10 protein-coding genes and 2 pseudogenes are annotated in these 11201 nt (G+C 68.8%); 5 read left to right on the top strand and 7 right to left on the bottom strand.

Going from position 1 to position 11201, the window contains the following annotated elements:
• From ACZ4YL_RS25690 to dnaA (ACZ4YL_RS25660), 7 genes and pseudogenes are all read right to left on the bottom strand, one after another.
• The coding region (locus ACZ4YL_RS25690; RefSeq protein WP_468119616.1) for an ATP-binding protein at positions 1–1157 on the bottom strand (1157 nt) is incomplete at its 3' end.
• A 442-nt stretch (positions 1158–1599) separates the two neighbouring features.
• The gene (locus tag ACZ4YL_RS25685) at positions 1600–2133 is read right to left on the bottom strand and encodes a DciA family protein (RefSeq protein WP_301368962.1); all 534 of its coding nucleotides are present in this window, start codon (positions 2131–2133) and stop codon (positions 1600–1602) included.
• Positions 2130–3266 carry a DNA replication/repair protein RecF gene (gene recF / locus ACZ4YL_RS25680; RefSeq protein ID WP_351150402.1) on the bottom strand — a complete coding sequence of 379 codons (1137 nt, stop codon included), beginning with the start codon at positions 3264–3266 and terminating at the stop codon, positions 2130–2132. Before recF ends, ACZ4YL_RS25685 begins: the two co-directional genes overlap by 4 nt.
• A 97-nt stretch (positions 3267–3363) precedes the next feature.
• Positions 3364–4239, bottom strand: coding sequence for a phosphogluconate dehydrogenase (NAD(+)-dependent, decarboxylating) (gene gnd, locus ACZ4YL_RS25675; protein WP_030713966.1), 876 nt, complete (start codon positions 4237–4239; stop codon positions 3364–3366).
• A 252-nt stretch (positions 4240–4491) separates the two neighbouring features.
• Entirely contained in the window at positions 4492–5622 is a 1131-nt protein-coding gene (gene dnaN, locus ACZ4YL_RS25670; RefSeq protein ID WP_030956769.1) for a DNA polymerase III subunit beta, read from the bottom strand.
• Between the two features lie 877 nt (positions 5623–6499).
• Positions 6500–7642: pseudogene (dnaA, locus tag ACZ4YL_RS25665) on the bottom strand (chromosomal replication initiator protein DnaA); the annotation flags it as partial.
• Between the two features lie 84 nt (positions 7643–7726).
• A pseudogene (dnaA, locus tag ACZ4YL_RS25660) lies at positions 7727–8266 on the bottom strand (chromosomal replication initiator protein DnaA); the annotation flags it as partial.
• 355 nt (positions 8267–8621) lie between these two features.
• On the opposite strand from dnaA (ACZ4YL_RS25660), the gene rpmH reads away from it, so the two are divergent.
• From rpmH to ACZ4YL_RS25635, 5 genes are read left to right on the top strand one after another with little or no spacing between them, the layout of a single operon-like run.
• Positions 8622–8759: a 50S ribosomal protein L34 gene (rpmH, locus tag ACZ4YL_RS25655; protein ID WP_100597229.1), complete on the top strand. Its 138-nt coding sequence runs from the start codon at positions 8622–8624 to the stop codon at positions 8757–8759.
• 22 nt (positions 8760–8781) lie between these two features.
• Entirely contained in the window at positions 8782–9156 is a 375-nt protein-coding gene (rnpA, locus tag ACZ4YL_RS25650) for a ribonuclease P protein component (protein ID WP_468119612.1), read from the top strand.
• Positions 9153–9434, top strand: coding sequence for a membrane protein insertion efficiency factor YidD (gene yidD / locus ACZ4YL_RS25645; RefSeq protein WP_392589958.1), 282 nt, complete (start codon positions 9153–9155; stop codon positions 9432–9434). The genes rnpA and yidD overlap by 4 nt, the downstream gene beginning before the upstream one ends.
• Positions 9435–9437: 3 nt before the next feature.
• On the top strand, positions 9438–10541 hold the full coding sequence (gene yidC / locus ACZ4YL_RS25640) for a membrane protein insertase YidC (RefSeq protein WP_468119610.1): 1104 nt from the start codon (positions 9438–9440) through the stop codon (positions 10539–10541).
• Positions 10542–10556: 15 nt separating this feature from the next.
• Positions 10557–11069: a Jag family protein gene (locus ACZ4YL_RS25635; protein ID WP_030008408.1), complete on the top strand. Its 513-nt coding sequence runs from the start codon at positions 10557–10559 to the stop codon at positions 11067–11069.
• The last annotated feature ends 132 nt before the right edge of the window (positions 11070–11201 follow it).

The raw sequence follows: 11201 nt of genomic DNA, 5'->3' as shown, positions 1-11201 counted from the left end.
GTCTGGCCCTCGAACTGGGGCTCGCCCAGCTTCACCGAGATGATCGCCGTCAGACCCTCACGGATGTCCTCACCCGCGAGGTTGTCGTCCTTCTCCCGCAGCAGCTTCTTGTCCCGCGCGTAACGGTTCACCAGACCCGTCAGGGCCGCACGGAAGCCCTCCTCGTGCGTACCGCCCTCGTGCGTGTGGATCGTGTTCGCGAAGGAGTAGACCCCCTCCGTGTACTGCGAGTTCCACTGCATCGCGATCTCGACCGAGAGCATGCGCTCCTTGTCCTCGGACTCGACGTCGATGACGGTCGGGTGGATGAGCTCACCCTTGCGCGAGTTGAGGTACTTCACGAAGTCGACGATGCCGCCCTCGTAGTAGTACTTCACCGTGCGCGCCTGGGGCTCGGCCGCGTCCGCGTCCGGGTCGTCGGCGCCCGCGGTGGCCTTCGCCGAATCGCGCTCGTCGGTCAGCGACAGGGTCAGGCCCTTGTTGAGGAAGGCCATCTCCTGGAAGCGCCGCGACAGCGTCTCGAAGGAGTACTCGGTCGTCTCGAAGATGTCGCCGTCGGCCCAGAAGGTGACCGTGGTGCCGGTCTCGGCGGTCTCCTCGTTCTTCGCCAGGGCGGCGGTCGGGGCACCGAGCTTGTAGTCCTGCGTCCAGCGGTAGCCGTCACGCCGCACCTCGACCGCAACGCGCGTCGACAGCGCGTTGACGACGGAGACGCCGACGCCGTGCAGACCGCCGGAGACGGCGTAGCCGCCGCCGCCGAACTTGCCGCCGGCGTGCAGGACGGTCAGGACGACCTCGACGGCCGGCTTGCCCTCGGACGGCACGATGTCGACCGGGATGCCTCGGCCGTTGTCGACGACCTTGACCCCCCCGTCGGCCAGGATCGTCACGTCGATGGTGTCCGCGTGGCCGGCCAGGGCCTCGTCGACCGAGTTGTCCACGACCTCGTAGACGAGGTGGTGCAGACCGCGCTCGCCGGTCGAGCCGATGTACATGCCGGGCCGCTTGCGGACCGCGTCCAGGCCCTCCAGGACCTGAATGTTGCTGCCGGTATACGAAGACCCACCTGCCTCGGCGGCCTCGCCGTCGGCGGTGGACTCGTTCTTGTCGTTGGGGTTGCCGGAATCGGCCACGAAGCGCCCTTTCTGGCACAGCACAGGCCGAACTCCGGGCCAGCAGGCATGCAAGCAGGAGCGGCTGCGTCGATCTGCGTTGTCAGCGTTTGTCAGCGGGATCCCGCAAGCGGGCGGGATTTGCTTCAGTCTACCGGTACCACCGACATGAATGGGGGTTTGCCGGTACCTGAGTCCGCATGTGCCGCCCTGAACCTCCTCTCTCCGACTCCCCACATCCGGGAAGGGGCTCAAAGAGGCTCACACGGGCATCCAGCCCTTCGGGCTGTCAACCTCCGACTACCGTGAGGGACGCCACCCGAATCTGCCGATCTCCAGCCCCGCCGACCCCTCCGGCCCCGCCGGATACTCCAGCCCCGCCGGCGTTTGAGGCGCGGGGTCCGGGGCGGCGCCCCGGGTCCTGCGGAGCGGGCTGCATGCAACCGCACGGGCAACCCCGCAGGGGACCCGCCCCGCAGGGGAACCGTCACCCGTAGGTGTCCCCGGGACCCTTGCTGCCCGGCGCCCGCCACGGCCCGTAGCCCTTCGGCCGTCCGCCGGGCCCCTGCACCTTGATCAGGCGTACGGTGCCCTGCCCCAGGTCCGCGTTCAGCCGCGCGACCAGCTGCGGAGCCAGCAGCTTCAGCTGCGCCGCCCACGCCGAGGAATCGCACCGCACGACAAGTTCACGGTCCTCGTAGCGTTCCGGTTCACAGTGGGCCGCGATCTCCGGGCCGACGATCTCCGGCCAGCGCTCCATCACGCCCGCCACCGCCATCGGCATCTCCCAGCCGCGTTCGGTGCGCAGCCGGTCCAGCGCCGCCATGAGCGGCATCGGGTCCCGGCCGTCCGCGCGGGCTCCCGAGCGCAGCCCCGGCTGCTGGCGCTTCTTCCCGACGGCCGCGTTGCCCCGGGCCCGCGCCTGCTCCCGCGCCGCCGCGAGGGCCTGGCGCGCGAGGTCCACCCCGGAGGCCTCCGGGGTCCTGCGACCCTCCTGCGGGTCCTTGGCGTGCTCGTTCACAGCCGGGTCACCTCACCGCCGGACACCCCGAACCGCGTTCCCACCAGCACCCCCGGGACGTCGTCGTCGACCGCCGCCGTGACCAGGACCTGCTCGCCCGGGGCCACCAGCTCCGCCAGCCGCTCCCGGCGCCGCGTGTCCAGCTCGGCGAACACGTCGTCCAGGATCAGCACCGGCTCACTGCCCTCCGAGCGCAGCAGCTCGTAGGAGGCCAGCCGCAGCGCCAGGGCGTACGACCACGACTCCCCGTGGCTCGCGTACCCCTTCGCGGGCAGCTCGCCGAGCCGCAGCACCATGTCGTCGCGGTGCGGGCCGACCAGGGTCACACCGCGCTCGATCTCCTGCTTGCGTACCTCGGCCAGCGCGGCCAGCAGCACCTCGTAGAGGGCCTCGCGGGTGCGCGCCGCGCCGCTGTCCACCGGCTCGCCGGCCGAGGACTTGTACGCCAGCCCCAGCGGGCCGCCGCCGGGCGCGAGCTGCTCGTAGGCCTTGTCCGCCAGCGGCAGCAGGGTCGCGATCAGATCCAGCCGCTGCGCGAGCAGCTCCGCACCCACGCGCGCGAGGTGCTGGTCCCACACGTCGAGGGTGGAGAGGTCCAGGGAGCGGCCGCCGTGCCGTCGGGCCATGGCCGCCGACTTCAGCAGGGTGTTGCGCTGCTTGAGCACCCGCTCGTAGTCGGAGCGGACCGCGGCCATCCGCGGCGAGCGCGCCGTGACCAGCTCGTCCAGGAACCGCCGCCGCTCGCCCGGGTCGCCCTTGACCAGGGCCAGGTCCTCCGGCGCGAACAGCACCGTCCGTATGATCCCCAGCACGTCCCGGGGCCTGACCTGCGAGGAACGGTTGATCCGGGCCCGGTTCGCCCGGCCGGGATTGAGCTCCAGCTCCACCAGCTGCTGGCGCTCGCCCTGGGTGACGGCCGCGCGGATGATCGCCCGGTCCGCGCCCATGCGTACGAGCGGGGCGTCCGAGGAGACCCGGTGGCTGCCGAGGGTCGCGAGGTAGCCGATCGCCTCGACGAGGTTGGTCTTCCCCTGGCCGTTGGGGCCCACGAAAGCGGTGACGCCCGGGTCGAGGGGAACCTCGGCCCGGGCGTACGAGCGGAAGTCGGCCAATGAGAGATGCGAAACGTGCATACGGCGCCGACCTCCCCCGGCTTCCAACTGTTCGCTGTGGTGCTGTGCCGCTGTGTCGCTGTACTGCCGTACCGCTGCGGCCCCGTGCTGCGAAGTGCTACTTCTTCTCGACCGCGTGGCCGCCGAACTGGTTGCGCAGCGCGGCGATCATCTTCATCTGCGGGGAGTCGTCCTGCCGCGAGGCGAAGCGCGCGAAGAGCGACGCGGTGATCGCGGGCAGCGGTACGGCGTTGTCGATCGCCGCCTCCACCGTCCAGCGTCCCTCGCCGGAGTCCTGGGCGAAGCCGCGCAGCTGCTCGAGGTGCTCGTCCTCGTCGAGGGCGTTCACGGCCAGGTCCAGCAGCCAGGAGCGGATGACGGTGCCTTCCTGCCAGGAGCGGAAGACCTCGCGGACGTCGGTGACCGAGTCCACCTTCTCCAGGAGCTCCCAGCCCTCGGCGTAGGCCTGCATCATGGCGTACTCGATGCCGTTGTGGACCATCTTCGCGAAGTGGCCCGCGCCGACCTTGCCGGCGTGCACGGCGCCGAACTCGCCCTCGGGCTTGAGGGCGTCGAAGACCGGCTGCACACGGGCCACGTCCTCGGCGGCGCCGCCGTACATGAGCGCGTAGCCGTTCTCCAGGCCCCACACGCCACCGGAGACACCGCAGTCGACGAAGCCGATGCTCTTGGCCTTCAGCTCCTCGGCGTGCTTCTCGTCGTCGGTCCAGCGGGAGTTCCCGCCGTCGACGACGATGTCACCGGGCGACAGCAGCTCGGCGAGCTCGTCGACCGTGGACTGGGTGGCCGCACCGGCCGGGACCATGACCCACACGACGCGGGGGGCCTGCAGGCTGTCCACAAGCTCCTGCAGGCTGTGGACATCCGCGAGGTCCGGGTTGCGGTCGTATCCGATGACGGTGTGGCCTGCGCGGCGGATGCGCTCGCGCATGTTGCCGCCCATCTTGCCGAGACCGACGAGACCAAGCTCCATCAGGTGGTTCCTTAAGCGTTGTGGCCGTCTTTGCCGGGGCTTCCCCGGCCGTGTCCTCGCCGGACGCGCAGGGGGTCGCCCACCGGATCCGAGCCTACGCCGGGCCGTGGCGGCGGGCCTTGCGGGCGCTCCATGGCGGCCGGTCCGGGTTCACGGGATTCCCGGTCCCCGGCGTCCCTCCCCAGCCTGTGGACGACGCCGGGCCCGGTCCCGCTGTGTGCGAGACCGGGCCCGGCGTCCACAGGTGGAACGTCAGCCGGACAGTCGCACCGGCATGATCAGGTACTTGTAGGCCTCGTCGGCCTCCGCGTCGATCGCCGGGCGGCCGCTGAGCAGCGCGGGCTTGGTCGACGTGGTGAAGCTGAGCTGGGCCACCGGGGAGGCGATCGCGCTCAGGCCGTCCAGCAGGAAGGTCGGGTTGAAGGCGATCGAGATGTCGTCGCCGTCCAGCTGGGCGTCGACCCTTTCCACAGCCTGTGCGTCGTCGGAGGAACCGGCCTCCAGGATCAGCACGCCCTTCTCGAAGCTGAGGCGGACCGGGGTGTTGCGCTCGGCCACCAGGGCCACGCGCTTGACGGCCTCGACGAAGGGCGCGGTCTCGATCACGGCGATCGAGTTGAACTCCGTCGGGAACAGCGTCCGGTACTTGGGCAGGTCGCCTTCGAGCAGCCGTGTGGTGGTGCGGCGGCCGGCGCCCTCGAAACCGATCAGGCCCTCTCCCGCACCGGAGCCGGACAGCGCCAGGGTGACGGTGTCACCGCTGGTCAGCGAGTTGGCGATCTCCTGGAGCGTCTTGGCGGGCACCAGGGCCACGGCCGACGCGTCCGGGTTCTCCGGCTTCCACAGGAACTCGCGCACCGCGAAGCGGTAGCGGTCGGTGGAGGCCAGGGTGACGCGGTCGCCCTCGATCTCGATGCGGACACCGGTCAGCACCGGCAGCGTGTCGTCACGGCCGGCGGCGGTGGCCACCTGCTTGGCGGCGGAGGCGAAGACCTCGCCGGCCACGGTGCCTGTCGCGGTCGGCATCTGCGGCAGTGCCGGGTACTCCTCCACAGGCAGGGTGTGGAGTGTGAATCGCGAGGAGCCGCAGACCACGGTCGCCCGTACACCGTCTGTGGAAATCTCCACCGGGCGGTTGGGGAGGGCGCGGCAGATGTCGGCGAGCAGCCGGCCGGAGACCAGGACGGTGCCGTCCTCCTCGACGTCCGCCTCGACGGAGACCCGCGCCGAGACCTCGTAGTCGAAGCCGGAGAGGCTCAGGGTGCCCTCCTCGGCCTTCAGCAGCAGGCCCGCGAGAACGGGCACCGGCGGCCGGGCCGGGAGGCTACGGGCGGCCCAGGCCACCGCCTCCGCGAGTACGTCGCGCTCCACCCGGATCTTCACCGGAACCGCCTCCTGCTGTTGCTCGCTCGTCTGCCGGCCTTCGTCGTCGGCTCGTCGATGCCTCGACCGATGCCGGGGACCAGTCTGACGTACGGCGCCGACACTCGGTGCGGCTGGCGGTCAAGTCGGGAGCGAGGCGTCGGGGCGGGCGATCGACGAGTTGTGCACAGGACCCGCTTGAAAACCGAAACCGGCCTAACTCTCTATGGGGGTAGTAGTAGGGCCTGTGGAAACGGTGGATAAGCCCGTTCTCGCAGGTCAACCCCGGTTTTTTATCCACCGACCCTGTGGGCGACACCGGTGGACAACCCCGTGTCTCTGTGGAGAACGAAAAGTTCTGCACAGGCTGTCCCCAGGGGACCCCGATTACTCCACAGGTGTGTCCCCAGCTTTCCCCCGGTACTCCACAACCCAAACGTCTACATCGGTGTGACCGCTTTCACTCCGGGCGGTGAGAGGGGGTGGTGTGTTGCCGAACAGTGGACAAGGGTGTGGAGAAGGCCGCGCATCCTGTGCACAGGACGTGGAAACCTGTGGGCCGACGGTGGACAACGCCGTGGACAGGGCTGTGGACGAAATATTTGTCCACAGCCTGTGGATGACGTTTGTGCACAATTCCACAGGGGTCTGACCAGCCCTGATGGAGCCTCACCCCGCACGCCTGTGGACAGATTGTGGGCGACGCGACCCGTCCCCAGGGTGTGGACGGAAGAAAGTCTCCCAATCTGTGGATGAGTTGCTCCGGCGGGGGCGTATTCGAACAGGTCAGGGGCGCGCGAACGAAGAAGGGCGCCCCCGTTGTGGACCGGGAGCGCCCTCTGGATGCGTTTGAAGGGGCCCTGAAGCGGCCCCGAACCGGGTGCCGGGGGGGCCGCGCTCAGGCGTTCTTGATGCGGTTGGTGAGCTCGGTGACCTGGTTGTAGATGGAGCGGCGCTCGGCCATCAGAGCGCGGATCTTGCGGTCCGCGTGCATGACGGTCGTGTGGTCGCGGCCGCCGAACTGCGCCCCGATCTTGGGCAGTGAGAGGTCGGTGAGCTCCCGGCACAGGTACATGGCGATCTGCCGGGCGGTGACCAGGACCCGGCTGCGCGAGGAGCCGCACAGGTCGTCCACGGTCAGTCCGAAGTAGTCGGCGGTGGCCGCCATGATGTCGGAGGCCGTGATCTCCGGCGCGCTGTCCTCGCCGCCCGGGATCAGGTTCTTCAGGACGTCCTCGGTGAGGCCCAGGTCGACCGGCTGCCGGTTGAGGCTCGCGAAGGCCGTGACCCGGATCAGCGCCCCCTCCAGCTCGCGGATGTTGCGCGAGATGCGGGAGGCGATGAACTCCAGTACCTCCGGCGGGGCGTTGAGCTGCTCCTGGACGGCCTTCTTGCGCAGGATCGCGATACGGGTCTCCAGCTCGGGCGGCTGGACGTCGGTGATCAGGCCCCACTCGAAGCGGTTGCGGAGCCGGTCCTCCAGGGTGACCAGCTGCTTGGGCGGCCGGTCGGAGGAGAGCACGATCTGCTTGTTGGCGTTGTGGAGCGTGTTGAAGGTGTGGAAGAACTCCTCCTGCGTCGACTCCTTGCTCGCGAGGAACTGGATGTCGTCGACGAGCAGGATGTCCATCTCGCGGTAGCGCTTGCGGAACGCGTCGCCCTTGCCGTCGCGGATGGAGTTGATGAACTCGTTGGTGAACTCCTCGGAGCTCACGTACCGCACCCGGGTGCCGGGGTAGAGGCTCCGCGCGTAGTGCCCGATGGCGTGCAGCAGGTGCGTCTTGCCGAGGCCCGACTCCCCGTAGACGAAGAGGGGGTTGTAGGCCTTCGCCGGTGCCTCGGCGACGGCCACCGCGGCGGCGTGCGCGAAGCGGTTGGAGGCGCCGATGACGAAGGTGTCGAAGAGGTACTTGGGGTTCAGCCGTGCGGTCGGCTCCAGCGGGCCCGAGGTGGATCCGCCGGATGGGGACGGCGGCGCCGCGGGCCGGCCGGGGGCCTGGCGCGGCGCCGGCTGCTCGTACTGCTGGGGCTCGTACGGCTGCTGCTCGTACTGATGGCCCTGGTGCTGCTGCTGGGACTCGTACTTCTGCTGCTCGTAGGAGCCCTGGTCGTAGCCGGAGGGCTCGGGCTGCTGGAGGTAGCCCGGCTGCGGGGAGGCGTACGGGTCGCGCTCGGGGAAACCGCCGAGGCGCGGCTGCCGCCAGCCGTAGTCGTCCTGCTGGCCGCCGCGGGGCCAGGCTCCGGGCTCGGGGCGCTGTTGCTGGTAGTCCGGGTAGGCCGGGCGGGCGGTGGGCAGCTGGTCGTCGCCGGGGCCGCCGCCGGGGCGCTGGCCGCCGTACGGCTCGTACCCGCCCTGCTGCTGGGCGGGCGGGGCGGGGGGCGCGGGCTCGCCGGCGGAGTCGTCCACGGTGATGGCGATCCGGATGGGGCGGCCGCACTCACGGCTGAGGGCGTCACTGATCAGCGGGGCGAGGCGGCCTTCGAGGACGCGCTTGCCCCATTCGTTGGGGACGGCCAGCAGTGCGGTGTCGGCGACGAGTGCCAGGGGCTGACACCGCTCGACCCACTGCTTGTCCTTGGGCTCGATCCCCGGCTGTCCCTCCCCGAGGAGCTTTTCGAGCACCCTTGGCCACACTGCGGCAAGATCGGCAGGTACGTCAGCCACAGAGCACGCTCTCTCACAGGGGTCCCACGAATGTGTGGTTCTTTGGGACGGTCGGGACAAAAAATCCGGGGTCAGGCAACGGTAGTCAGGCCAGCGGGTACGGTTCAAGTCGTTGTCCACAGCCTGTGCACAGTGTGGGGCCACGTCGGCTCGGTTTGACCGGATGGCGTAGCCGCGCGTACCGTAACGAGGTCGAGTTGTCGATGGCTGCTGCCGCCTGCCTACCGATGGGCGAAGGTCACTGATAGTGATCATTTAGCGGTGCCACTCGGGCGAACACGCGAGTTTCCTCGTGGGCGCACGGTGACAGCCAGGCGATGTCCCGCCACAACGATTCATTCTCTGGAGCCCCCGAGTGAGCAAGCGCACCTTCCAGCCGAACAACCGCCGTCGTGCCAAGACCCACGGCTTCCGTCTCCGGATGCGTACCCGTGCCGGCCGCGCCATCCTCGCGAACCGTCGTGGCAAGGGCCGCGCCGAACTCTCCGCGTAACTGACGGGCGGATCGTGACGTCGTGCTGTCTCCCGAAAATCGGCTGAGGCGGCGCGAGGACTTCACGAGCGCGGTACGCCGAGGTCGTCGGGCTGGTCGCCCGCTCCTCGTCGTCCACCTACGTACAAGCGGTGCAACGGACCCGCACGCGCCGGGGGAGATCGATCCCTCGACGCGTGCGGGTTTCGTCGTCAGCAAGGCTGTCGGCAACGCCGTCATACGTAACCGGGTCAAGCGCCGTCTGCGCCATCTCGTCCGCGAGCGGCTGTCTCAGCTGCCCGAAGGTAGCCTGATGGTGGTACGGGCTCTGCCCGGAGCGGGTGATGCCGGTCTCGACGAGCTGGCCCGGGACCTCGATGCCGCACTGCTGCGGCTCTTGGGAGGCGTGGCTCGATGAAGTACCCGCTGCTCGCTTTGATCAAGCTGTACCAGTGGACGATCAGTCCGCTGCTCGGGCCGGTGTGCCGCTACTACCCGTCGTGTTCGCACTACGGGTACGCGGCCATCGACCGGCATGGTGCGGTGAAGGGGACGGCCCTGACCGCCTGGCGGATCCTGCGGTGCAATCCGTGGTCCCCGGGTGGCGTGGACCACGTCCCACCCCGTAAACGCCCGCGTTGGCACGAGCAGCTGCGCAGTGCGTTGCGTAGATCTCGCAATGCTCAAGGAGCCTGATTAGTGGACACGATTGCCAGTCTGTTCAGCTTTATCACTTACCCCGTCTCGTGGATCATCGTCCAGTTCCACTCGCTGTACGGGGCGATCTTCGGTGAGTCGAGTGGGTTGGCCTGGGGCCTGTCCATCGTGTCCCTAGTGATCTTGATCCGTATCTGCCTGATCCCGCTCTTCGTGAAGCAGATCAAGGCGACGCGGGGTATGCAGGCGCTCCAGCCGAAGATGAAGGCGATCCAGGAGCGCTACAAGAACGACAAGCAGCGTCAGTCCGAAGAGATGATGAAGCTGTACAAGGAGACGGGTACCAACCCGCTCTCCTCGTGCCTGCCCATCCTGGCGCAGTCCCCGTTCTTCTTCGCGCTGTACCACACGCTGTCGAACATCGCCGATGGCAAGCCGGTCGGTGCGATGGACCAGCAGCTGGTCGACAGCGCCCGTGCGGCCAAGATCTTCGGTGCGCCGATCGCCGCGAAGTTCATGGACAGCCCGGAGAAGGTCGCCGCCCTGGGCGCGACCCTGACGGACGTCCGGATCGTGACCGCCGTCATGATCATCATGATGTCGCTGTCGCAGTTCTACACCCAGCGTCAGCTGATGCAGAAGAACGTCGACCTCTCGGTCAAGACGCCGTTCATGCAGCAGCAGAAGATGCTGATGTACATCTTCCCGGTGATCTTCGCGGTCATGGGCATCAACTTCCCCGTCGGTGTTCTCGTCTACTGGCTGACCACGAACGTGTGGACCATGGGTCAGCAGATGTACGTGATCAACCAGAACCCGACGCCGGGCAGCAAGGCACAGGACCAGTACCTGACCCGCCTGCTGAAGCAGATCAGCACGCACGGTGAGCTCAAGGGCCGGGGCCGGAAGCGGGTCGTCGCGGCGATCGTCGCCAAGGGGCCGGACCGCAACGACAACGAGCGCAAGTTCATCGCCGCCCTCACCAAGCAGGGCATGGCCGCGCAGCCCGACGGCTCCGTGATCAAGAGTGTCGAGGCCACGGCAGACTCGGATGCGGCGAGCGGCGGTGCCGCGAAGCGGCAGCAGCCGAAGCGCCAGTCGAAGTCGCAGCGTCAGACCCCCAGCAAGCCCGCTCCCAAGAAGTAAGAAGGAGTCCCTCCCGTGACGGAAGGCACCACCACCGCCGCCGCTGAGAGTGGCGACACCCTGACCCGCCTCGAGCAGGAGGGTGAGATCGCGGCCGACTACCTCGAGGGTCTGCTGGACATCGCCGACCTGGACGGCGACATCGACATGGACGTCGAGGCCGACCGGGCCGCGGTGTCGATCGTCAGTGACTCGGCCAGCCGCGATCTGCAGAAGCTCGTGGGCCGCGACGGTGAGGTTCTGGAGGCTCTGCAGGAGCTGACCCGCCTCGCCGTGCACCGGGAGACCGGGGACCGCAGCCGGCTGATGCTGGACATCGCCGGGTTCCGCGCGAAGAAGCGCGAGGAGCTGGCGGCGCTGGGCGCCCAGGCCGCGGCGGACGTGAAGGCGTCCGGCGAGCCGCTGAAGCTGGCTCCGATGACCCCGTTCGAGCGGAAGGTCGTCCACGACGCCGTGGCGGCCGCCGGTCTGCGCAGCGAGTCCGAGGGCGAGGAGCCGCAGCGCTTCGTCGTTGTGCTCCCGGCCTGATCGTCGGCGCGAGTTGTTCGGCCCCGTCTGTGTCGCAGGCGGGGCCGATGTTTGTCAGCCTGGCCTGACAGGTGAACGACGCCTCATCTTGAAGACGTGGTTTTTTCAGAACCATGCGGTACGGAAGGACGG

This window comes from Streptomyces sp. NPDC030021 (assembly GCF_055574035.1).
Note: the sequence above shows the minus strand (reverse complement) of the source record. Positions and strands in the feature narration are given on the sequence as shown.

What these genes read in the sequence shown, in the direction of transcription:
- recF (WP_351150402.1), bottom strand. Translation starts at nt 3,266, where the DNA reads ATGCACGTTTCGCATCTCTCATTGGCCGACTTCCGCTCGTACGCCCGG.
- gnd (WP_030713966.1), bottom strand. Translation starts at nt 4,239, where the DNA reads ATGGAGCTTGGTCTCGTCGGTCTCGGCAAGATGGGCGGCAACATGCGC.
- yidD (WP_392589958.1), top strand. Translation starts at nt 9,153, where the DNA reads ATGAAGTACCCGCTGCTCGCTTTGATCAAGCTGTACCAGTGGACGATC.